Source organism: Flavobacterium chungangensis, assembly GCF_042654045.1.
In the GTDB taxonomy this organism is placed as follows: domain Bacteria; phylum Bacteroidota; class Bacteroidia; order Flavobacteriales; family Flavobacteriaceae; genus Flavobacterium; species Flavobacterium chungangensis.
The window spans coordinates 540155-564281 of record NZ_JBHSFY010000001.1 but is presented as its reverse complement, the minus strand read 5'-3'; the positions used below and the strand labels follow the sequence as shown (position 1 = coordinate 564281).

22 protein-coding genes and 1 tRNA gene are annotated in these 24127 nt (G+C 31.7%); 10 read left to right on the top strand and 13 right to left on the bottom strand.

Annotated features, from left to right (window positions below):
* Positions 1-307: 307 nt before the first annotated feature.
* The 4 genes from mnmG to ACFO3N_RS02545 all read right to left on the bottom strand — a co-directional run bounded on the left by mnmG (position 308) and on the right by ACFO3N_RS02545 (position 6779).
* Positions 308-2179 carry a tRNA uridine-5-carboxymethylaminomethyl(34) synthesis enzyme MnmG gene (gene mnmG / locus ACFO3N_RS02560; protein WP_379795099.1) on the bottom strand — a complete coding sequence of 624 codons (1872 nt, stop codon included), beginning with the start codon at positions 2177-2179 and terminating at the stop codon, positions 308-310.
* Positions 2180-2590: 411 nt separating this feature from the next.
* Positions 2591-2800 (bottom strand): hypothetical protein, encoded by a 210-nt coding sequence (locus ACFO3N_RS02555; protein ID WP_379795098.1) that lies wholly within the window; start codon positions 2798-2800, stop codon positions 2591-2593.
* Positions 2801-2961: 161 nt separating this feature from the next.
* Positions 2962-3381: an rRNA maturation RNase YbeY gene (gene ybeY, locus ACFO3N_RS02550; RefSeq protein WP_379795097.1), complete on the bottom strand. Its 420-nt coding sequence runs from the start codon at positions 3379-3381 to the stop codon at positions 2962-2964.
* The gene (locus ACFO3N_RS02545) at positions 3378-6779 is read right to left on the bottom strand and encodes a hypothetical protein (protein WP_379795096.1); all 3402 of its coding nucleotides are present in this window, start codon (positions 6777-6779) and stop codon (positions 3378-3380) included. Before ACFO3N_RS02545 ends, ybeY begins: the two co-directional genes overlap by 4 nt.
* Before the next feature lie 163 nt (positions 6780-6942).
* Between ACFO3N_RS02545 and gltX the strand changes: the two genes are divergently transcribed.
* Positions 6943-8448 (top strand): glutamate--tRNA ligase, encoded by a 1506-nt coding sequence (gene gltX, locus ACFO3N_RS02540; protein WP_379795095.1) that lies wholly within the window; start codon positions 6943-6945, stop codon positions 8446-8448.
* 252 nt (positions 8449-8700) lie between these two features.
* Positions 8701-9681: an SPFH domain-containing protein gene (locus ACFO3N_RS02535; protein ID WP_095930167.1), complete on the top strand. Its 981-nt coding sequence runs from the start codon at positions 8701-8703 to the stop codon at positions 9679-9681.
* Between the two features lie 25 nt (positions 9682-9706).
* Here ACFO3N_RS02535 and ACFO3N_RS02530 read toward each other — a convergent pair whose 3' ends face one another.
* The 5 genes from ACFO3N_RS02530 to ACFO3N_RS02510 form a co-directional block, all read right to left on the bottom strand.
* Entirely contained in the window at positions 9707-9961 is a 255-nt protein-coding gene (locus ACFO3N_RS02530) for a DUF6327 family protein (RefSeq protein ID WP_379795094.1), read from the bottom strand.
* Between the two features lie 2 nt (positions 9962-9963).
* Positions 9964-10314, bottom strand: a complete 351-nt coding sequence (locus tag ACFO3N_RS02525) for a competence protein (RefSeq protein WP_379795093.1) — start codon at positions 10312-10314, stop codon at positions 9964-9966.
* A 75-nt stretch (positions 10315-10389) separates the two neighbouring features.
* Positions 10390-10716: a YtxH domain-containing protein gene (locus ACFO3N_RS02520; RefSeq protein WP_095930164.1), complete on the bottom strand. Its 327-nt coding sequence runs from the start codon at positions 10714-10716 to the stop codon at positions 10390-10392.
* A gap of 93 nt (positions 10717-10809) precedes the next feature.
* Positions 10810-11289 carry a hypothetical protein gene (locus ACFO3N_RS02515; RefSeq protein ID WP_095930163.1) on the bottom strand — a complete coding sequence of 160 codons (480 nt, stop codon included), beginning with the start codon at positions 11287-11289 and terminating at the stop codon, positions 10810-10812.
* A gap of 1089 nt (positions 11290-12378) precedes the next feature.
* Positions 12379-14496 carry a glutamine--tRNA ligase/YqeY domain fusion protein gene (locus ACFO3N_RS02510; protein WP_379795092.1) on the bottom strand — a complete coding sequence of 706 codons (2118 nt, stop codon included), beginning with the start codon at positions 14494-14496 and terminating at the stop codon, positions 12379-12381.
* Between the two features lie 142 nt (positions 14497-14638).
* Here ACFO3N_RS02510 and ACFO3N_RS02505 point away from each other — a divergent pair, with 142 nt between their 5' ends.
* The 5 genes from ACFO3N_RS02505 (at position 14639) to ACFO3N_RS02485 (ending at position 15663) form a co-directional block, all read left to right on the top strand.
* Positions 14639-14854: a hypothetical protein gene (locus tag ACFO3N_RS02505; protein ID WP_379795091.1), complete on the top strand. Its 216-nt coding sequence runs from the start codon at positions 14639-14641 to the stop codon at positions 14852-14854.
* Complete coding sequence (locus ACFO3N_RS02500; protein ID WP_379795090.1) at positions 14845-14988, top strand: hypothetical protein; 144 nt, start codon at positions 14845-14847, stop codon at positions 14986-14988. Before ACFO3N_RS02505 ends, ACFO3N_RS02500 begins: the two co-directional genes overlap by 10 nt.
* Complete coding sequence (locus ACFO3N_RS02495; RefSeq protein WP_379795089.1) at positions 14975-15136, top strand: hypothetical protein; 162 nt, start codon at positions 14975-14977, stop codon at positions 15134-15136. Before ACFO3N_RS02500 ends, ACFO3N_RS02495 begins: the two co-directional genes overlap by 14 nt.
* A gap of 2 nt (positions 15137-15138) precedes the next feature.
* Entirely contained in the window at positions 15139-15498 is a 360-nt protein-coding gene (gene folB / locus ACFO3N_RS02490) for a dihydroneopterin aldolase (RefSeq protein ID WP_379795088.1), read from the top strand.
* Between the two features lie 94 nt (positions 15499-15592).
* Positions 15593-15663 (top strand) — tRNA-Cys (locus tag ACFO3N_RS02485).
* 452 nt (positions 15664-16115) lie between these two features.
* Here the strand turns inward: ACFO3N_RS02485 and ACFO3N_RS02480 are convergent.
* The 3 genes from ACFO3N_RS02480 to rnr are packed head-to-tail and all read right to left on the bottom strand — an operon-like array spanning position 16116 to position 19685.
* On the bottom strand, positions 16116-16796 hold the full coding sequence (locus tag ACFO3N_RS02480) for a LysE family translocator (protein ID WP_379795087.1): 681 nt from the start codon (positions 16794-16796) through the stop codon (positions 16116-16118).
* Between the two features lie 13 nt (positions 16797-16809).
* Complete coding sequence (locus tag ACFO3N_RS02475) at positions 16810-17478, bottom strand: head GIN domain-containing protein (RefSeq protein WP_379795086.1); 669 nt, start codon at positions 17476-17478, stop codon at positions 16810-16812.
* 23 nt (positions 17479-17501) lie between these two features.
* A complete protein-coding gene (gene rnr / locus ACFO3N_RS02470) occupies positions 17502-19685 on the bottom strand; it encodes a ribonuclease R (protein ID WP_379795085.1) in 2184 nt (727 codons plus the stop codon).
* Between the two features lie 110 nt (positions 19686-19795).
* Here rnr and ACFO3N_RS02465 point away from each other — a divergent pair, with 110 nt between their 5' ends.
* Complete coding sequence (locus tag ACFO3N_RS02465) at positions 19796-20029, top strand: putative signal transducing protein (protein ID WP_379795084.1); 234 nt, start codon at positions 19796-19798, stop codon at positions 20027-20029.
* A gap of 802 nt (positions 20030-20831) precedes the next feature.
* Entirely contained in the window at positions 20832-21263 is a 432-nt protein-coding gene (rpiB, locus tag ACFO3N_RS02460) for a ribose 5-phosphate isomerase B (RefSeq protein ID WP_379795083.1), read from the top strand.
* A gap of 150 nt (positions 21264-21413) precedes the next feature.
* On the opposite strand, the gene ACFO3N_RS02455 is transcribed toward rpiB, so the two are convergent.
* Positions 21414-21683: a DUF1294 domain-containing protein gene (locus tag ACFO3N_RS02455; protein ID WP_379795082.1), complete on the bottom strand. Its 270-nt coding sequence runs from the start codon at positions 21681-21683 to the stop codon at positions 21414-21416.
* Between the two features lie 115 nt (positions 21684-21798).
* Between ACFO3N_RS02455 and ACFO3N_RS02450 the strand changes: the two genes are divergently transcribed.
* Positions 21799-23922: a Tex family protein gene (locus tag ACFO3N_RS02450; protein WP_379795081.1), complete on the top strand. Its 2124-nt coding sequence runs from the start codon at positions 21799-21801 to the stop codon at positions 23920-23922.
* The last annotated feature ends 205 nt before the right edge of the window (positions 23923-24127 follow it).

The following is a 24127-nucleotide window of genomic DNA, read 5'->3' as shown; positions in this document are numbered from 1 at the left end:
ATAGATATTTGGGTTTAATTTATAGGAAATCCTAAAAACGAAATTATATCGTTTTTAGGATTATTTTGTCTTTTTATTTTTTTTATTCTTCTTAGATCTCTTTTCACTTTTATAATTCAGCACACCTGTAAAGTTGCTTTTATCAAATACTCTTTCACTAAAATCTTCAAAAGGTTTCACGTGGAACATTTTTTCAGTATTCAGTATTCAGTATTCAGTATTCAGTACTCAGCATTTAGTGTTCAGTTTTAGTTTTAGTTTGCAGTATTACTGAACACTAAAAACTGAACACTCAACACTAAAAAATCTATCTTCCCATATAAATCAAAAGCACGGAAATATCACTTGGTGATACTCCGCTGATTCTTGAAGCTTGCGAAATGGTTACAGGACGAATCTTGCTTAATTTCTGTTTTGCTTCAATCGACATGGATTTAATTTTATTATAATCGAAATTGTCTGGAATTTTTACTTCTTCCAAACGATTCAACTTATCTGCATTATTTCTTTCTTTTTCGATATAACCAGAATATTTAACTTGAATTACTGCCTGCTCTACAATTTCTTCATCCAGATTATTCTCTTCAATATAAGCTGAAACTTTTTCAAATTTTAACATATCCTCCAATTCAATTTGTGGGCGAGAGAAAATCTTGAACATTTTATCTCCTTGAGAAATTGGAGCCGATTCTTTCGCTTCTAAAATCGGATTTGTTTCGGCAATCGTAACACTTGTTTCTTTAAAGAATTGAACCATCTTTTCAGATTCGTTTAATTTCTTTTCCATTCTTCGTAAACGATCTTCAGAAGCTAAACCAATTTCGTATGACATTGGAGTCAATCTGAAATCGGCATTATCTTGACGCAACAATGTTCTATATTCTGCTCTCGATGTAAACATACGATATGGTTCTTCTGTTCCTTTTGTAATTAAGTCGTCAATTAGAACTCCGATGTATGCTTCATCACGTTTTAAAATTAATGGATCTTTTTCGTGCACTTTTAAATGCGCATTGATTCCCGCCATCAAACCTTGAGAAGCTGCTTCTTCATAACCTGTTGTTCCGTTAATCTGTCCTGCGAAATATAAACCTTCAACCAACTTTGTTTCTAAAGTATGTTTCAATTGCGTTGGCGGAAAGAAATCATATTCGATTGCATAACCAGGTCTAAAGAATTTTACATTTTCGAAACCTGCAACAGAACGAAGCGCTTTAAATTGAATATCCTCTGGAAGCGAAGTCGAAAATCCGTTTACATAAACTTCGCAAGTATTCCATCCTTCTGGCTCAACAAATAATTGGTGACGCTCTTTATCTGCAAAACGATTTATTTTATCTTCAATCGACGGACAGTATCTTGGTCCTAAACTTTTGATTCTTCCATTAAACATTGGAGAACGATCAAAACCTTCTCTCAAAATATCATGTACATTCAAAGACGTATAAGTCATGTAACAAGAACGCTGATGCGTTAACGGAGAAGTTACATCTGAATAAGAAAACTTAGCTGGCTTTGCATCTCCTTTTTCTTCATTCATTTTAGAATAATCTAAAGAACGCCCATCTACTCGAGGTGGCGTTCCAGTTTTCATTCTTCCAGCTTCAAAACCTACTTTGATCAAATCTTCGGTAATTCCGGTTGCAGCACTTTCTCCTGCTCTTCCTCCTCCGAATTGTTTTTCTCCAATATGAATTAAACCGTTCAAAAAAGTACCGTTTGTCAAAACAACAGATTTAGAACGAATCTCCACACCAAGTGAAGTTCTAATTCCTTTTATCTTTCCATCTTCAATAATTAACCCTTTTACCATCTCTTGATAAAAATCAAGATTTGGAGTCGCCTCCAACATCATTCTCCATTCTTCTGCGAAACGCATTCTATCACTTTGAACTCTCGGCGACCACATTGCAGGTCCTTTTGATTTGTTCAGCATCTTGAACTGAATTGCAGTCTTATCAGAAACAATTCCTGAATATCCTCCAAGTGCATCAATTTCTCGAACGATCTGTCCTTTTGCAATTCCACCCATCGCAGGATTACAAGACATCTGTGCTATGTTTTGCAAACTCATTGTAACCAATAAAGTTTTCGATCCCAAATTTGCAGCCGCAGCCGCAGCTTCAGAACCAGCATGGCCTGCACCAACCACAATAACATCGTATTCTTCTAAAAACATTTTGTTTTATTATTCTCCAAAAACCTCTAACGCGGTTTTTAGAATTAAATTTATTTCTTTCTTGTTCCACGTGGAACTTTTTATTTTGTTTCAAGTTTGAAGTTTCAAGTTTGAAGTTTCAAGTTCAAACTGAAACGTGTTAACTAAAAACTTCGAATTCTGGAATCAATAAAAATGTTTCACGTGAAACATTTTACTTCATTCAAATCGGAACTTCCAAATCAGAACTCTCAAAGCAGAACTTCCAAATCAGAACTCTCAAAGCAGAACTCTCAAAGCAGAACTTTCAAATCGGAACTTTCAAATCGGAACTTTCAAATCGGAACTTTCAAACAGAACTCTCAAAGCAGAACTTTCAAATCAGAACTCTCAAAGCAGAACTCTCAAAGCAGAACTCTCAAAGCAGAACTCTCAAAGCAGAACTCTCAAAGCAGAACTTCCAAACAGAACTTCCAAACAGAACTTCCAAACAGAACTTCCAAACAGAACTTCTGAAAGAAATGTTTCACGTGAAACATTTTTAAACTTCCATTTTAAACTTCCAAAGAACATTTTTAACCATGTTCCACGCAAAACATCTTCTTCATTCTCTTTAAAATTCAAACTTAAAAATCGTTCCACGTGGAACGATTTAATTTTTTATTCGAACTCTTTCTATAACGTTCCACGTGGAACGTTATAAAATTCTTTTATTCTTCTTAAATATGTTTCACGTGGAACGTTTAAAAAATCAGAAACCAAAACGTTTCACGTGGAACATATATATATCAAAAGAGATTTAATTACTGTTCCACGTGAAACATCTTCATTTTCTCTTCTTCCTTTTGTCTCATTAATTGAGCTTCTTCCTCAGACTTATCTTTATATCCACAGTAATGTAGTATACCATGAGACAGCACTCTTTTAAGTTCTTCAGCAAATGAAACATTGAAGTCTTTTGCATTATCTGCAACACGTTCTACAGAAACAAAAATATCTCCATTTAACTCGTTACCAACAGTATAATCAAAACTAATAATATCTGTAAGTGTATCGTGATCTAGATATTCAACATTGATCTTATGTAGATATTCATCATCACAAAATATATAGTTGATCTCTCCTTCGTTCTTGTTTTCAGAAACAATTACAGCGCTTAGCCAGTCACTAAAAGCCTGCTCGTCTCCTAAAGTAAAATCTGTTTCGTAATTAAAATTTATCATTTTGTATTAAAATATTCTTGAACTTTTTGATTAAAATTCGAGCGCAAAGGTAGTGATTGTCTGTTTAATATCTCAACGCTGTTTAAATATTCCAATAACGAACTTGGCAAAGCATTTGAACGATTACTAAATTCAGCCTTATTAGTTTCAGATTGTCTTTGTGTATCTTGGCCTTGTTCCTGAACTGCGTTGTTCAATTTCCATAATTCTTGTTGGATATTTAGTATACGTTGCAGGTTCTCATTCTTAAACCCTTTGTTTAAAATCTGCTTTTCAGATTGTTTCATTTGATCTATTATAGATTTTCCTTGAGCATCCAAACCTTTCTTTGCTAACTCCTTTTGCAATGCTTCTCTAAGTTTAACTTGCTCTTTGTATATCTCCATAATAGCTTCTGCATCTCCTTCGCCATCTTCTCCCTCATTACCGTTCTTCTCTCCTTTTCCGCTCTTACCATCTTTACCAGAAGAACCTTTATCTCCACTTTTGTTACCTTGTCCTTCTTTACCCTGACCTTCTTTTCCTTGTCCACTTTGCCCTTGCCCAGACTTTCCATCTTTACCTTCTCCAGGTTTATCTCCAGATTGCTGTCCAGGTTTCATACCTTCTTTCATCTTATCAGCAAGTCCTTTTTGTTTTTGAATAATATCTGGCAATTGCATTCCTTGTCCGTCTCCTGGTTTAGGTTTTCCCGTTCCCGGTTTAGACATAGACATCTGCATATTATTCAATAAATCACTCAAGAAATCGGCTAACTTATTAGCAGATGAAACTGCATATTGTTGGTGTGAAACTCCACGAGGAATTTGAACATCAGTTAAAGTTTCAATCGCCTTATCCATGTTGTATTGTACATTTCCAATTTCTTTAGTTACGTCTTCTGCTACCTTTGGGTTACGTAATGAAAGTGCAAACAAACTATCATCAACATGTCTAAACTGCTGTTTTAAATTCTGCTGAATCTTAATGTTTTTTGTAAACGTAGAAGAACCCAATTTCATTGCTTTGAACTGTTTCATTACATCTTCTTGCGATAAAGAATAAGCTAAAAGGTTATCCAGAATCTGACGAAGCATTGCTACATCTTCTTCCATTTGTTCTTGTTCTCCACCTTCCATTTCGCTCTGCATTTCTTGAGCCATAGACTTCATTTTCTTCGCAGCACTTTTTTGTTTTGGCTTTGCTCCAGAAGTATTCTTTTTACTCAATTCTTCAGAAGCTTTATTCAAATCATTGTCTACATCTTTTTCTTTAGAAGCGTCTGATGGAATATCCAAAGGTTTCTTCAAAGTCTTGTTCTCCTCTTTCAAGTCTTTTAAATCCTCCTGAATCTTATCAAAAGATTTATTGATTTCATCTTGCTTCTCTTTCGTATTTTCTTTCTCTTTATTAGATAACTGTTCCTGTTGTTCCGACAATTTATTTAGTTTCTCAGCAACTTGTTCTGCTTTCTTAGAAACATAAAAACGCTTGGTCAACTCCACCAATTGTTCTAAATTACGAGATTGGTTTTTACTGATTTGTTTGAACTTTTCCATCTTATCAAACAGATCTTCACTGTTTAATTTATCATTCAAGTTCTTCAACTCATCTAATAATTTCTGATTCTTTTCTAAATCTTTCTGTGCATTATCTAAACGCTTTTGTAGATCTTCAGCAGTTTTATCTTTCTTATCATCTTTGAATTTATCTAGATTCTGATTCATTTTCTCAGAGAATTGTTTCATCATTTCGTCTTGTTGTTTCTGACGTTTGATAAAATCATTGATCTTCTGCTGATCTTTAAACTCTAAATTATCTTTTTCTTTTCCGGTATTCTGAAGCTTATCCATTTCTGAAATCTGCTTCGTTTGGTTCTTCAAAGATTTAGATAAACTATTAATATTTTGATTTTGTTGCTGTAATTCCTGATCTTGAATTTCATCTGTTGTAGCTACACGATCTGAAAACGTAGAAGACTTCGTAGACTTAAATCCGTGTGGTGCATCGTTATCAAAAACTTCAAAATAGTACTCGTATGAAACACCTTCTTCTACAGGAAGATTACTTGGAAAATTAAAAACAAACTGATCGAATACTCCAGCCTTTACAGGAATGTTTCCACGCTTAGCAGACTGAGGCTTATTACGTTCGTAGTAAACAATTTGAAGTTTCGAAAGTCCGTAATCATCACCCAATCTACCTAGAATATAGTTCTTATCTAACTTCAAACTATCTGGCGCTGGCCCCACATTGATGGTTGGAAACTGATCTTTTATCACAGACAGCTGATAGTCCAATTTCTCGTAGTTTTTAACCTTATCGTTAGACGTAAGAATTTGATATTCTGTATTTTGACTAATATTTTTACTCAATTTAAAGTCATTATCAACCTTATTGAACTTAAATACTTCGTTCTCTCTTTTCCATTCAATTTCTTGTGTAGATTTAGTATTCATTTTCCAAGTTACGGTCGTTCCTTCTGGTACAATTGCGTTTCCTGTTCCTTGAATTGTTTCTGATTTTTTCTTCAAATAAGAAGGGAAATTTAGAACCATTTCGAAGTTGGCAATAGATGGAACTGTAATAACTTTCAATTCATATTCTTCTGAAACAACTGAATTTCCTTCAAAAGAAAACTGAACATTTTCAGAAGGTTTTTCAATTTTAAATTCAAACTTTCCAGGTTGAGAAGATTCCATAAAGTAACTTTCATCACCAATATGAATCATCACATTTTCTGGAACTATATTTCCAACAGATTCCATTTTGATAACGAAATCTTTATTTTGTTCTGCTTGCAAATTCGAATTCAAAACCACAAACTTGAAAGGAGCTGGTGGTAAAAAAGCAGAATTGAAATGCACTACTCTATTCAAACTTTGAGAAATAATACTGCTATTTCCTGAAATATAAAACACAGCAAAAAGTAAAATTGGAACTAAAGCCAATGGCAAATATTTTTTGTTAGCTTTAAAATTGATTGCATTTCCAAAAGGAATTGGCTGCAGTGAATTTGCTTTTTGCTCGATTGAAGCCAAAACTAATTCTGAACTTTCAGCATTATTTTCAGAAGACAATTGTAAAAAGTTTGTCAGCTTATCGCTCACTTCGGTAAAATGATTTCCAATAATTTTTGAAGCTTGAGTATAATCAATTCCCTTTTGAAGTTTGAATAATTTAAACAAAGGGAAAATAATTAAACGGACCAAAAGGAAAATTTCAACTCCGACAAATAACCAAAATAGAAAAGTTCTTCCCAGAGGTTTTAACCAAAGAAAGTACTCTACAAAAAGCGTAAATAGAAAATATAATAAACCAAAACCAGTAAAAAGTAATATCCCTTTTATCAATTCGTTGGTATAATATTTCTTAATGAAAGCCTCTAGCTTTTGATATATCGCAGATGATGTTTTCAAAATAAATCTGTTTTAATTATAACCTATAAAAGTAGTAATTATAATAATACCTTTTTAAGATTCTAAGTTACTAAGACGCTAAGGTTCTAAGATTTCAAAATCTAAAATCAACATTCTGAAATCTAAAATCATAAAACGTATCTTTGCAACAAAATTTAAACAAATGTCAAAGCAAGTTCGTGTGCGTTTTGCACCAAGTCCGACTGGACCGTTACATATTGGCGGAGTTCGTACTGCCCTATTTAATTATTTATTTGCAAAGAAACATAACGGTGTTTTTTATCTGAGAATTGAAGATACAGATCAAACTCGTTTTGTTCCTGGTGCAGAGGCTTACATTATGGAAGCTTTAGAATGGTTAGGAATTGCTCCTGAAGAAACGGTTGGAAAAAATGAAAAGTTTGGTCCATACAGACAAAGCGAACGTAAAGATTTATACCAACAATATGCTGATCAATTGATAAATTCTGGTTGGGCTTATTATGCATTTGATACTCCTGAAGCTTTGGATGCACATAGAAAACAACACGAAGCTGAAGGAAAAACATTTATTTACAATCATCACAATCGTGAAAAATTAGATACTTCTCTAGTTATTTCTGCAGAAGAAACTGCTAAGAGAATTGCAAATGGAGAACATTATGTAATCCGTTTTAAAACTCCGGTTGATGAAACTTTGCATTTGAAAGATATCATTCGTGGAGATGTGAAGTTTGAAACAAATCTTTTGGACGATAAAGTTTTGTTCAAAAGTGACGGAATGCCAACGTACCATTTAGCCAATATTGTTGATGATCATTTGATGGAAACTTCACATGTAATTCGTGGAGAAGAATGGTTGCCGTCTATGCCACTTCACGTTTTATTATACAAAGCTTTTGGTTGGGAAGCTCCAGAATTTGCTCATTTACCTTTGATTTTGAAACCAATTGGAAATGGTAAATTATCAAAAAGAGATGGAGACAAAATGGGATTCCCAGTATTTCCATTAGAATGGAAAACTGAAGAAGGCGTTTCATCTGGTTATAGAGAAAAAGGATTTTTCCCGGAAGCAGTTGTAAACTTCCTTGCTTTGCTTGGATGGAATGACGGAACAGATAAAGAATTATTTTCTTTAGAAGAATTAGCTCAATCTTTTGACTTGAACAGAGTTCATAAAGCTGGAGCAAAATTTGATCCAGAGAAAAACAAATGGTTCAATCACCAATATTTAGTAAAACAAAATGATGCCGATTTAGCAAAAACCTTCTCTCCTATTTTAGAAGAAAAAGGCTTCTCGACTTCGCTCGAAGTGACAACTCGCATAGTATCACTTATCAAAGAAAGAGCAAATTTCGTTTCTGAATTTTGGGATCTGACCGATTTCTTTTTCCAGGCTCCAACATCATACGATGAAAAAGCAAGTAAAAATTGGAAAGAAGAAACTCCTACTTTAATGCAAGAACTAATTTCTGTTTTAGAAAATATCGAAGATTTTACTTCAGCAAATATTGAAGCAATTGTAAAAGATTGGTTAACCAAAAACGAAATCGGAATGGGTAAAGTAATGCAACCTTTCCGTTTAAGTTTGGTTGGAGCACTTAAAGGTCCTCACCTATTTGACATTGTTGAAATCATTGGAAAAGAAGAAACTATTTCTAGAATTCAGAAAGCAATTTCTTCTTTGTAAAAAATTTTACCATTAAGATTTAAGTTAATTAAGCATTTCTTGATGGTAAAAAACAGAACTTAAAAGTTCATAAAGCTAAGTTTAATTCTCTTGACAAAGCTTTGATCTTAATTTTCTTAATACCTTAATGGTTTAAAAAAAAACGCTAAGCAACATCACAAAAATGTTCTTAGCGTTTTTTTAATGCTTTAAAATTTTAATTTAGAAGAATTTTCGTAATTTACCGAAATTCATAAATTAAACTAAATAACCATGAGTACAGCATTTATTATCTTTTTAGTATTGGCATTCTTCATTTTCATGTCGTCTTTCTTTACTGTAAAACAGCAATCGTCTGTTATTATCGAACGATTTGGAAAATTTCAAAGTGTAAGAAATTCAGGATTACAACTTAAAATTCCGTTGGTTGATAGATTGGCCGGAAGAGTAAATCTTAAAATTCAGCAATTGGATGTTATCATCGAAACTAAAACTAGAGACAACGTTTTTATTAAAATGAAAGTTTCTGTTCAGTTCAAAGTAATTCAAGAAAAAGTATATGAAGCTTTTTATAAACTTGAATATCCACACGATCAAATTACTTCTTACGTTTTTGACGTAGTTCGTGCTGAAGTTCCGAAACTAAAATTGGATGATGTTTTTGAAAGAAAGGATGATATTGCAGTTGCAGTAAAACGCGAATTGAACGAAGCAATGTCTACTTACGGATATGATATCATCAATACTTTGGTTACTGATATTGATCCAGACATTCAGGTAAAAAATGCAATGAATAGAATCAACGCTGCTGATAGAGAAAAAACTGCAGCAGAATTTGAAGCAGAAAGTTCAAGAATTAGAATTGTTGCAAAAGCAAAAGCCGAAGCAGAAAGTAAACGTTTACAAGGTCAAGGTATTGCAGATCAGCGTCGCGAAATTGCAAGAGGTCTTGTAGAAAGTGTTGAAGTTTTGAACAACGTTGGAATTAATTCTCAAGAAGCTTCTGCCCTAATTGTAGTAACACAGCATTATGATACTTTGCAAGCAATTGGAGCTGATGCTAATTCTAATTTAATTTTACTTCCAAATTCTCCACAAGCTGGTAGTGACATGTTGAATAATATGGTTGCATCATTTACAGCATCAAACCAAGTTGGCGAAATGATGAAAAAACACAATAAAAAAGTAGAGAAACCAAAACCTATTCAACCGCAATCTGGTTATGAAGATGACATTCAACCAGATGTTCAATAATAATTTTACAAAATTAAAAAGAGGCTTAATTGCCTCTTTTTTTATTTATAAACCAATTGATCACAAATGGTAAAATAGATTGTAAAATTTCTGGAAATGATCTTTTGATATAACCTGTGTAAGAGATAATAAAACCATTTACAATATTTTGCGGTGTTATGCTTTCCTTAGTTCTCTGAAAACTTAAAACCAATTTTTGATAATTGATTTCTTTTTCTAGTTTTAGAATTTCCAGATCCCTTTCAATCTCAGCATACGAAGAGTATTTTTTTCTTTCCATAATTAATCATTAAAAAAGATTTCTGAAAACTTCTCCAAAATTGGTCCCTCAACAAACTTATCCTTTAAAAAGAAAAGTAAAATGGTAAAGAAAAGATATATCCCTCCTACTGTCAAAAATCCGAGAGCATTACTTTCAAACAAAGAACCAAAAGCATAGGCTGCGGCAAAAGATCCAAAAATCATTACCATACTGAAACACAATAAAATCAAGGTAAACTTAAAGATCAAAGTTGTCGATTTCATTGCAACCTTAAAACCCCAAAGTTTGTAATAAGCTAAATGACTATCAATATATTCTTTAGCCTGATCTTGAATTTTTTCAGTGTTTTCTTTTAATTCTTCAAAAGCCATATTTAAAATTTTAGATAAAAAAAAAGCACAAAACTTTCTTATAAAAATAAGCAAGCAATGTGCTTTATACAATTATTATTTCTGAAATTTAGCGTTTTGTGCTTTTAAATCAGCCAATTTAGTTTCTAAAAAAGTGATTACTTCTTCTGTTTTATGGCTGACATTAGAAAGTAACTCATTCAAAGTTCCGTCAAGATTATGAGTAGCACTCGTAAATTTTTCACGAAGAACTTCAGAGCTGGCATCAAAAGAATCTTTCAGATTATGTTTAGCATCATCTATACCTTCTTTAATTTTTGCCCTAGTTTTTGATCCTTTATCTGGAGCAAATAAAATTCCAATTGCCGCTCCTGCAGCTGCTGCAGCTAAAATTGCTGCTGCTGTATTTAAATTCTTAGACATGATAGTTACAATTTAAAATTATTAATAAAGATACTCTTTTTTAAAATGATAAAACTTTGATTAATTGTAATTTACACAAAATTAACAATAATATTAATACACATAAGCTACAGCTTCATACTTACCATCTGCTTTTTCAACAATACTAACAAACGGATATCCATTTGAAGCTGACTTAGATTTGATTCTCATAGCAGTCTGGTTCTGATTTGCAATTGGCGGTTCCCCTTTTGTCCTTGTTGAGACACCAGTAAAACTAGCAACTTGTTTCAGTCCTATTGTTTTTTCTTGTGGAAGTACAGTTACCATTTTGTAATCATCTTTTGAATCCACTACTATTTTATCAGAAACTTTCTGAGTTTGTTTACTCTGTTTGTTTGTAATTGATGAAACAGCATGTTTACTAATTTTGATTTCTTCAGAACTTCCGTTTAAAGAATAATAAACAAAGCCATTTTCGTTTTTAATAAAATTTACATCAAGTTGTTCTCCATTGTGTTTTGTAATTTGATGTGTTTGCGAAATTGCAACATTTGCAAATAATAGCGCTACTGCGAAATATAAAATTTTCATGATAATTAGATTTAAATTAAAAATTGTCAGACCTGAAATTTAAAAACTAAACTTTCACTCAAATTCAACATTATGGAATTTTGTACATTATGATACAATTTGAAAAAATATCTTTTACGGGAAATATTATCAAAATTACATCATAATAAAAATCAGAACATAAAATTGTCTTTTTAGGAAATCAGTTTTGAAAATCTATTGTTATAAAAATTACAAATTTTTAAAAACAATAAATTTCAACTTAGATTCTTTACGGCAAATTTTAATTTTTTACAAAAATCATCTCTGACTTTTGGTATTGAGTTAAAAATAGCAACTTTATAAACAATTGTGTGTTAACAAGCCGTTAAACTGACTAAAATAACAGTAAAAATTAAAATAAAGCTTCTAAATAAACGATTATTAAAAAAACGAGTTATCTATCAAACACGTTTAAAAAACGTCTTAAAATCAATTTATGAAGGTTAAAATCAATATATAAAAACTATTATTTTTAATTTTATAATCAATTTAGTAAATAATAATTAAATACTAAAATTAAAAAATATCAATAAATAAAACTTATAAACTAAAAATTGAAGTCAAAATTTTAAAAATTAGGAAAAAACTGAAGTTTTCAGATTTGGAGAAGAAAATTGGATTCAAAAAAGCAAAAAAATGAAATAAGGAGTTTTACTGCCTGAAAATTTAAAAAAGGTCTTCTCTATTTAACCAATTTTTATTTCCTCTTAAAATTAATTTATGAAAGTTATTTTTAATCTATAAAATAAATATAAATTTAAAATATAATAGATTTTATAAATAATAAATATAATTAATTTTAAATATTATATTTATAAATTTAATTTATTAAAACTACTTTTCGAGCAAAATTGGGGCTTAAAAGAAGAAAAAACTCAAATAAAGCTTCTAAATAGACGAAAAATTAAAAAATGAATTCCTTATCCAACATAATTTTATTTTCTATTAAAATCAATTTATGAAAGTCACTTTTAATCTATAAAAATTATAAATTTATATATTTCAATAGTAAATCTATATAATAAAAAAAAGCGCTTATAAAAGCGCTTTTCATAAATTTAGTTGATATTACTTCTTTACCATTTCAGAAAGAATTTCAATTTCTCTTTCTGAAGCATTTTTTGGTGGATTTGAATATAATTTCAAAATTTCATCATCATATTGATTTTTGAAACTTCCACTTTCAATATCTCTTAAATTTAAAAGTGCTTTTGATCTAACATAAGTCGATTCACTTTTTAGAGACATTGAATATAATTTCTTAATATCTTCTTCTTCAAAATCTGTAGATTTCCAGTTTGAATACTTCAAAATAAACTGAGAAAACAAGAGCGAAGCCTTATTATTGTTGATATTCTTCTTCAAAGAATTCTGTAAAAGAGAAAAAGTAGAGATGTTTTTGATGTTCTCCCCTATCGCACTTTCAATTGCAATACGCTCTGGTTTAGTCTCAACTTTAAAATATTTGTTGATATCTTTCAAAGAATTATTGATGCTGTTTTCTTCTTTTTTACCCTTTTCTTCCCAAGCATCTTTTAATCCAACTGTTTTGTTAAATACTAATTTCGAAGTAGTTGAGTCTTTATCAACAGTAAAATAACCTAAACGTTGAAACTGAAATTTATCTTCATTTTGAGCTGTTGATAAACTTGGTTCAACATATCCAGTTACAATTTCTAATGAATTTGGATTCACAAAGTCTAAGAAATTTTTCTCTTTATAACTGTCCGGAGCTTCATCTGTAAACAAACGATCGTACAAACGAACTTCTGCTTCTAAAGCATGTTTAATAGAAACCCAATGTAATGTTCCAGATACTTTTCTTTGGCTTGCTTCTGTTCCGCTTCCGCTTAAAGAATCGGTATCATATGTTACATGAATTTCAGTAATATTTCCGTTTTCATCTTTTACAACTGATTCGCCTTTAATGATATAAGCATTTTTAAGACGAACTTCTTTTCCTAAAGTCAAACGGAAAAATTTAGCCGGAGCTTCTTCTAAAAAGTCTTCTCTTTCAATGTATAACTCACGAGAAAATGGCACTTTTCTGAAACCTGCACTTTCATCTTCTTGATTGTTTTCAGCTTCTAGCCACTCTTCTTTTCCTTCTGGATAATTGGTAATTACCAGTTTTACAGGATCTAAAACAGCCATTACACGAGGTGCAATTTTGTTCAAATCTTCACGAATACAGAATTCTAAAACCGATACATTGATCAAATTATCACGTTTTGCAATACCAATTGTATTGGCAAAATTACGCAATGAAACAGCTGTATAACCACGTCTTCTTAATCCAGAAATGGTTGACATTCTCGGATCATCCCAACCGTTAACATGCTTTTCTTTAACTAGTTGCTGTAATTTTCTTTTACTAACAACGGTATGCGATAAGTTACGTCTTGCAAATTCTCTTTGTTTTGGACGCAGTTTATTTTCATCAAAAATCTGATCTAAAAACCAATCGTACAATTCACGGTGAGGCAAGAATTCAAGTGTACAAAATGAGTGCGAAATTTGTTCTAAATAATCACTTTGTCCGTGTGCCCAATCATACATTGGATAGATTTTCCAAGCATCTCCAGTTCTGTGATGTTCTTTATGCAAAATTCTGTACATAATTGGATCACGCATTAACATGTTTGTTGACTTCATGTCAATTTTTGCACGAAGAATATGAGTACCAGCCTCAAATTCACCACTTTTCATTCTTTCAAATAAATCTAAATTCTCTTCAACAGAACGATTTCTGTACGGACTATCAGTTCCTGGAGTTGTTGGAGTTCCTTTCTGGATCGCCATTTCTTCAGAAGATTGGCTGTCAACATACGCTTTATCTTTCTTAATTAAGAAAACTGCCCAATCGTATAATTGTTGGAAATAATCTGATGCATAACATTCTTCAGCCCAAGTATATCCTAGCCATTCCACATCTTTTTTAATAGCATCAACAAATTCCTGTTCTTCTTTTTCAGGGTTTGTATCATCAAAACGTAAATTCACAGGAGATTGATAATCAATTCCTAAACCAAAATTTAACGCAATAGAACTCGCGTGCCCAATGTGTAAATAACCATTAGGTTCTGGTGGAAAACGAAAGCGAAGTTTAGTATTTGAAAGACCTGATTTTACGTCTTCCTCTATGATTTGTTCAATAAAATTGAGTGATTTCTCTTCTGATGCCATTATTTTATAGTAATTTTAGCAAAGATAAAAAAAAGGTTCCAGCTTTCAGGTTTAAAGTTATTTAAGTGACACAAAACATGAAACGTTAAAGCCTAAACTCGAAATTAATTTTATTAGTATTTTTGTACAAATATTCAGAATTATGAGACAATTAACTGTTACAATTCCAGACGATTTTTACGAAACTTTTATTAGTTTTTTTAAACATATTCCAGATGTTTCTATAAATGAAAATATTGAGAATGAAATTCCGCTATGGCAACAAGAAATGGTCTTAGATCGTATAAAGAATGCTAAACCAGAGGATTATATTCCTATAGAAGATGCCTTAAAAGAGTTAGATAAAAAATGGCTTTAGAAGAAAATTATAAAACCATAATTCTTCAGAGAGCAAAACTAGAAGTAGATGAAACAGCTTTTTATTATGAATCTATAAGAAAAGGCTTGGGCAAATTATTTTACAAAGAGTTTAAAAACTATGCCTTTTTTTGAGGAAAAATACAATATTGTCCGTACATTACCTTTAAAGAAATTTCCTTATACCATTCACTTTACAGTTGATGAAATAGAAAAAATTGTTTCTATTCAAGCTGTAACATCCAATTACCAAGATCCAAATATTACAAGAATAAAATTATAAAAATGGGAGTTATTAAACTTAAAAACATTCGCACTTTCTCTTACCACGGATGTTTAATTGAAGAAGGAAAAATTGGATCTGATTACAAAGTAGATCTAAAAATTAAAACCAATTTACAGAAATCAGCAGAAACAGATCATCTTTTAGACACTGTAGATTATGTTCATTTGAACAAAATTGTAGCCGAAGAAATGGCAATTCGTTCGCATTTATTGGAACATGTAGCCAAAAGAATCAATATTCGTGTGCTGGCAGAGATAGAAATGGTAGAAAAAACTACAGTTTGGGTTTCTAAAATAAATCCGCCTATTGGTGGTGATGTTGAGTCAGTTACTATAAAAATGACGGAATTTAGAAAGTAATCATTGCAATTAAATCTGTATTTTTTTAAAATAGTTCATTCGAAACTTTTGAAATTTAAAGATTTTAGTTACTTTTGCCAACCGTTCAAGTAATGGCGTCGTGGCCGAGCGGCTAGGCTGGGCTCTGCAAAAGCTCCTACTCCGGTTCGAATCCGGACGATGCCTCAAACCTTCAAAGCAATTTGAAGGTTTTTTTATGTTTAATTTTTAGAAAAAATTAGATAAAGATTTATGTTCGAATCCAGACGATGCCTCAAACCTTCAAAGCAAATTAAAGGTTTTTTTTATGTTTAATTTTTAGAAAAAATTAGATAAAGATTTATGTTCGAATCTGGACGATGCAAAAAGAGATACAGAAATGTGTCTCTTTTTTTGTGCTTAATTTTTTCACAATCTTGTCATTCTGAGGAACGAAGAATCACACTAGTAATTTCGTAAACAATATCGCCAATCTTTGTCGAGTTCCTAGTGTGATTCTTCGTTCCTCAGAATGACAAACTGGAGTCAACTTTGTCAAAGTTTAAAACTTTGACAAAGTTATACCTGCATGAACGTTATAAACAAAAAAAACCTCTGAAATTCAGAGGTTTGATTTTATATTTTTGAGTTATTAACAACTACTTTTTCTCTATTCTTTCGAAAGCATTTTTAACCATTTCTTTTTCTTTTGGAAACCAGCCTTGAATTACTAAAGCAAATCCGAAAACCATTAAAACAATGCTTATTCCTTTTTTAATTTTAAGAATATTAGTCGGAGTCATTTTCGATTTTAACTGTTTGGCTAATAAAATTTTAGCACAATCAATTAATAAATAAGTGATAATTACGGCAACAAAAAAGGTCATCATTCTTGGAGTCTGCATATCTAACTTTGGTCCTACAGAGATAATTACTGCTAGCCAAAAGCCTAAAACTCCAATGTTAATAACGTTCAATAAGAAGCCTTTTGCAAACAAACTTCCATAGTTTCTTTTCAGAATGTCACGATCAATTTCTTCATCGTTTATTTTTTCCTCTTTCTTTAGTTTTACAAACGAAATAATACCATAGGAAAGCATAATTATTCCTCCAAAGATAAAAAGCGCTGGATCGTCTTTTAAACTCGAAATCAAACGGTAACTTCCTAGATAAGCAATAGCAATAAAAAAAATATCACCTAGTACTACTCCAAGATCAAAAACCATTGCAGCTCTAAATCCTTTTGTAATACTGGTTTCTAATAAAACAAAAAATACAGGACCTACCATAAAACTAAGAACAAGTCCCCAGGGAAGTCCCGCTAGAATATCATTAATCATCAATTGCTACTTGTTATTTTACTTCTTCTATTTTACCGCCAAAAACAGTTTTTTGGTTTATTTGCTTTGGTTTTCCATAAATGTAAATAGAGCCTCCTGCGCTCACTTTTGCATCGACAAGGGTAGAAGCATTAACATCGGCTTTTCCTCCCGCAGAAACGCTTACAGTAGTCTGAGACGTACTTAATTTACTTGCTAACAAATAACCGCCAGCTCCTAAACTTGCAACTTGATTTTCTGCTTTTCCTGTCAAAGTAATAGAACCTCCTGAAACAGAGCTTACTTTGAGTTTATCAACATTCAAATCAACATTAATAACACCTCCTTCTTGTGCACTTACTTTAAAAGAAGTTGCTTTGATAGCTTCACTGCTTTTTACCTCTGCTCCTTCATTAACATCAATAAGTTCTAAATGTTTGTAGTATAATGTAATATCAAGATCATTTCCAGACAAAAGTTTTGGAAAAGGCATTCTTAATTTTAAAATACCATTTTTGTTAACCGCTTCAACCTCTGCTTCTCTTGCTCCTTTGATAACAATTTTATTTTCAGATGACTGAACTAATTTTACACTTAATTTATCAAATACTTTTACGCTATCAAAATCACCTAACTCTTTGGTAACCTGACCAAAAGACATTTGTACAAATAAAATTGCTGCTCCAATAATTAGCTTTCTCATACTTTTATTTTTAAATTAATTATTTATTCTGCTCTTCTTAAAAAATGAAAATCAAGTTGTTTTTTAACTAAATCAGCATTTTTTACTTTAACATAAATCTCGTCTCCTAACTGCAGTAAACGGTTTGAAGTTGCTCCAACCAATGCATATTGCCTTTCGTCAAAAGTATAGTAATCCTCTTTTATTTCTCTGATTCTTACCATTCCTTCACATTTATTAGAAACGATTTCAACATAAATTCCCCATTCGGTAACACCAGAAATAACCCCAAGGAATTCTTCATCCTGATGATCCTGCATGTATTTAACCTGCATGTATTTAATACTATCTCGCTCAGCATTAGTAGCTAAACTTTCCATGTTTGAACAATGCAGACATTTGGTTTCGTAAGTTTCCTCATCTACAGACGCTCCACCATCCAAATAATATTGTAACAAACGATGTACCATAACGTCTGGGTAACGACGAATTGGCGATGTAAAATGGCTATAATAATCAAAAGCTAAACCATAATGACCAATATTATCAGTCGAGTATTTGGCTTTACTCATACTTCTAATGGCAAGAGTATCAATAAGATTTTGTTCTTTCTTACCGTTTACTTCTTCCATCAAAGCATTTATTGATTTTGCTATATCACCTTTTGTTCTAAAATCAATTTTATAACCAAACTTAGCAATTACCGTTTGCATGGCAACCAGTTTATCTTCATTTGGTTCATCGTGAATACGGTAAACAAAGGTTTTCTTTTGTTTTCCAATATATTCTGCTACTTTTCTGTTAGCCAAAAGCATAAATTCTTCAATCAAATGATTGGCATCTTTTGATACTTTAAAATATACTCCTTCTGGTTCTCCTTCTTCATTAAGATTAAATTTAACTTCCACTTTATCAAAAGAAATAGCGCCTTGCTGCATTCTTTTCTTTCTTAAAATCTTAGCTAATTCATCCAATTTTAAAGTGGCTTCAACAATTTCATCTGAAACTACATACGATTCTCCGGTAATAGAAATATCAACTGGAATGGTATTATTTCCTTTTGTTTCAATAATATGCTGAGCCTCTTCGTAAGCAAAACGTTGATCTGAATAAATTACTGTTCTTCCAAACCATTGGTTAATAACCTGTGAAGTTGGCGAAATTTCAAATACAGCAGAGAATGTATATTTCTCTTCATTTGGACGAAGTGAACAAGCAAAGTTAGACAATACTTCTGGAAGCATTGGCACTACTCTATCGACCAAATAAACCGAAGTAGCTCTTTGATACGCTTCATCATCCAAGATTGTTCCTTCTTCTAAATAATACGAAACATCGGCAATATGAATTCCAATTTCAAAGTTTCCATTCTCTAACTTTTTGAAAGACAAGGCATCATCAAAATCTTTTGCATCTTTTGGGTCAATCGTAAACGTAAGTGTATCACGCATATCACGACGTTTTGCAATTTCAGATTCCTGAATCGAGGTGTCCAGCTTTTGTGCAAATACCTCTACTTCAACAGGAAAATCTGCTGGCAAGCCATATTCAGCTAAAATAGCATGAATTTCAGTATTATGTTCTCCAGGTTTTCCTAAAACTCGAATTACAGATCCAAACGGACTATCGGCTCTTTTTGGCCAATCTTCGATCTTAACTAAAACAACATCACCGTTTTCTGCTTCACCGATTTTATCTTTTGGGATAAAAATATCGGTATACATTTTAGGATTTGCAGTAGAAACAAAAGCAAAATTTGGCTGCATATCAATTACACCAACAAATTCTGTTTTATCTCTTTCGACCACTTCAATTACTTCACCTTCAGGTCTTTTTCCTTTTCTACGGTTATAAACGTAAACTTTTACTTTGTCTTTATCTAATGCACGATTCAAATTATTTGTCGGAATAAAAACATCTTCTTCAAATTCATCACAAATAAAATATGCCGTTTTTCTGCTCGTCATATCTATTGTTCCTTCGTAGTAATCCTGGCTTACTGCTTTAATCAAGTATTTTCCAGGTTCTGTTTCTATAATCTTCTTTTGAGCAGCAAGAATCTTTAGTTCTTTTATAATCTGATTTCTACTATTTGTATCATCTAATTCTAGCTTAGCTCCTATTTGTTTGTAATTGAAAGGTTTATTAGCATTTTGCGATAAAATCTTAAGTATTTTTCCAGAGAAGTCTTTCTCCTTTTTTATCGGCTTTCTAATTTTCTTACTCATATATCTTTTCTAATAAGGTTTAAAATTACGAATAAGAAATCAGATTACAGATTTTAACAAATAGAATTATTAAAATTATAACTTTTCGTACATTTACAAAAAGACCTAAAATGGAAAGCTTCAAAACGATTGCCGTATTCAATTATCTGCACGAAACCGTAGTTCTCAAACACTTACTAGAGCAAGAAGGAATTCCGTTCTTTTTTGAAAACGAAATGACACTCTCTGTCATGCCGTTTTACTCCAACGCACTCGGTGGCATCAAACTCAAAGTTCATCCAAACGATTTCGAAGAAGTCAAACAAATTTTGGACAATCTCAACAATCCTCTCAAAATTGTCTGAAACAGATTCAAACAAACTCAAAAAAAGAGTAAAATTCAATTCATCAAAAAAATTTTTTCCTTTTCAACTTTTTTAGTTTTCAACATATATTAAATACAACAAAAAAGATTTTTAAAAATTTAAAAAAATTTGTTGGTTATTATAGTGTGTTAATATGTCGAATAAATTTATTTTTAAAAGTATTGAAATGAAGTTTCTCTTAGTTATTTTGAGTTATCAACATAGTTATTTTTGGTTAAATGATTAATTTATAAGACTTTTTATATTTTAATTAACAACGGTTGACAACCAAATTTGAATTGATTTTGTAGATAAGTTGATATGTTGATTTCTGTTGAAAATGGTATTTTTGATATTGATAACTTTTCCAAAAATTCACGAAACTTTTCTTGCATATTAAAATCAAGTTTTGGATTAGGTATTTTTTTGAAACAACCAAAAAAAACTTCTAATTTTCTTTTCGAACTTATTAACATTTTCTGTTAACTTAAAGTTAATTGAATATCAAGCAATTACAAACTCCTATTAACACCTCAAAATTTTAACAAATATTCTGTTTATTCTTCATTGATTATGAGATAGTTATAGAGTTATCAAAATTGTTAATAACCTATAAGATTTTGACAGTAAGATAGTTGTGATTTTTGTTTTTTTGAAACGAATTACACGAATGTGTACGAACTTATATTGGAATGTTTATATAGTATTGAAAAAGAAAATAATTTGTGAAAATTGGTGTAATTCGTAGCAACCATTTATTAATTGAGTAAATTTGCATAACACAACTTAATAGTATAGAAAAATGAAAATTTCGATAGGAAACGACCACGCAGGACCAGAATATAAAAAAGCAATTGTTGAAATGCTGAATGCTAGAGGATATGAAGTAACTAACTATGGTACAGATACTGATGCTTCTGTTGATTATCCTGATTTTGGACATCCTGTGGCAAATGATGTATCTGAAGGAAAAGCTGATTTTGGAATCGTTATCTGCGGAAGCGGTAACGGAATTGCAATGACTGTTAATAAACACCCTAAAGTAAGAGCTGGTTTATGCTGGACTAAAGAAATTGCCTATTTAACTCGTTTACACAATGATGCAAATGTTGTGAGTATTCCAGCAAGATTTACTTCAATTCATCAGGCTGTTGAAATCGTTGAAACTTTCCTTGATACCGCTTTTGAAGGTGGGAGACACCAAAATAGAGTGAATAAAATTGCTTGTGCATAAAAGTCAAAAAAAAATTCGGTGCTTCGCACCTAGTAATAAACACACCGGGCCGATTTTTTAATTTGCCCGGTTTTTTATTTAAGTATTTATATTCAGTTATTTAAAATTTTGTAAAAACACTATTTTTTGAGTTATCAACAATGTTAATATCTACTTTTTGTAATTCATAAAGGCAATTATAAGTGATGCTTGAATTACTAAAATCAAAACAAACTTCACAATAAAAGAAGTTTTACTCGTTTTATGTCTAAATAATAACATCGCTGTTAATAACCCGAGTGAACCTCCAATTAAAGCCATGAGAAACAAGGTTTTTTCAGGAATTCTTCGGTTATTTTTTCGAGCTTGAGATTTGTCATATCCAGCGAAAATAAAAACGAGAACATTTATAAATAAAAAATATAGTAATAAAACTTCCATTGGTTTAAAATTAGAAACAAAGATATTATTTTAGCCAAATGATTTACTATTTTGCAGAAACGTTTTAACAAGTAAATTACACTATTTTAAGTAAGAAAATCATTTCATTAAAAGTATGACTAATATTCAATTCATTGCCAAGTCTGTGCAGGCGCCAGCAGTTAGTATTCAAAACACAGTAAAATTATTAGAAGAAGACTGTACGATTCCGTTTATTTCGCGTTACCGAAAAGATGCTACCGGAAATCTTGATGAAACTGTAATTGAGCAGATTGCAAAACTTCAAAAAGATTATGATACACTTATAAAACGTAAAGAAGCCGTTTTAAAATCTATTGAAGAACAAAAAGCACTTACGCCAGATTTGAAGAAAAAAATTGAAGACAGTTTTGATTTACAAGAAATCGAGGATTTTTACCTTCCATACAAAAAGAAGAAAAAAACAAAAGCCGATGTTGCGCGCGAATTCGGTTTAGAACCTTTGGCGAAATTGATTATATCTGAAAGTGATGCTGATATAGATTTTATTTCAACACAGTACATTAATGAAAATGTTATTAACGAAGAGGCCGCTATTCAAGGTGCAAGAGATATTGTAGCCGAATGGATCAACGAGAACATCTACGTTCGTAAACAGCTTCGTAGATTATTTCAGCGAAAAGCGACAATCACTACAAAAGTGGTTAAAAAGAAAGCGGAAGAAGAAGGAGCACAGAAATTCAACCAATATTTTGATTGGGAAGAACCTTTAACAAAAGCGCCAGCACACCGTTTATTGGCAATGCTTCGTGCAGAAAACGAAGGTTTTATCAAAATGAAAATTGATGTTGACATCGACGATGCGTACGATGTTATTGACGAAATCATCATTAAAAAACAAAATAATTCAACAGCTCATTTGCAATTAGCAATAGAGGATAGTTATAAACGTTTATTGAATCCAGCAATTGGAAACGAAACCCTGCAGGAAGCAAAAGCAAAAGCGGATGCCAACTCAATTCAGGTTTTTGCCAACAATTTAGGTCAGTTATTATTGGCTCCGCCGTTGGGAGAAAAACGTATTTTGGCAATCGATCCAGGATTTAGAAGCGGTTGTAAAGTGGTTTGTTTGGACGAAAAAGGCGATTTGTTATACAATGAAACCATTTATCCGCACGCGCCTCAAAATGAGGAATCGATGGCGATTAAAAAAATCCGTTCGATGGTTAACGCCTATCAAATTGATGCGATTTCTATTGGAAACGGTACGGCTTCGAGAGAAACTGAATTTTTCATCAAAAAAATTGCGTTTGACAAACCAGTTCAGGTATTTATAGTTTCTGAGGCTGGAGCTTCAGTATATTCGGCTTCCAAAATTGCGAGAGAGGAATTTCCAAATTACGATGTAACGGTACGTGGATCAGTTTCCATCGGAAGAAGGCTTTCTGATCCGTTGGCCGAATTGGTAAAAATCGACCCGAAAGCGATTGGAGTAGGGCAGTATCAGCACGATGTTGACCAAACTAAATTAAAAGAAGAATTAGATAATACTGTTATTCGTTGTGTAAACTCGGTTGGAATTAACATCAACACGGCAAGTAAACACTTATTAAGTTATGTGAGTGGAATCGGAGAGAAGCTGGCTGAAAACATTGTACAATATCGTTCTGAAAACGGACCTTTTGAAGACAGAAAACAGTTGAAAAAAGTGCCGCGTTTAGGAGATAAAGCTTATCAGCAAGGAGCAGCGTTTATTAGAATTACAAATGCTAAAAATCCGCTGGATAATTCGGCAGTGCATCCAGAAGCTTATCCGGTTGTTGAAAAGATGGCGAAGGATTTGAATATTTCTTTAAATGAATTAATTGCAAATAAAGAGAAAACAGCGCTTATTAAGGCCGAAAAGTATGTTACTCCTGAAATTGGTTTACTTACCCTGAAAGATATCATAAAAGAGCTTGAAAAGCCCGGATTGGATCCAAGAAAGTCGGCTAAGGTTTTTGAATTTGATGCCAACGTAAAATCGATTAAAGATGTGAAAACAGGGATGATTCTTCCGGGAATTGTTAATAATATCACCAACTTCGGCTGTTTTGTTGATATCGGAATCAAAGAAAGCGGATTAGTACATATTTCGCAGTTAAAGGCCGGCTTTGTAAGTGACGTGAATGAAGTGGTGAAACTGCATCAGCATGTTGATGTAAAAGTTACTGAGGTTGATGAAGATAGAAAGAGAATTCAGCTAACGATGATTTTATAAAACTCTATTTTTTAATTTGGAAACATAATAATACGCTCAAACTTTTTGAAGTTTGGGCGTTTTTAGTTTAAATCAGTTTCAGTTTAAATTTTGTAAGTCATTTTTATATGTTTTAAAATCTTTGATAATGAGTAAACTAAACTTGATTTAAGATTGAATATTAGTGGTTAGGTTTATTTTTTAAAATAATTCCTACCTATACTAC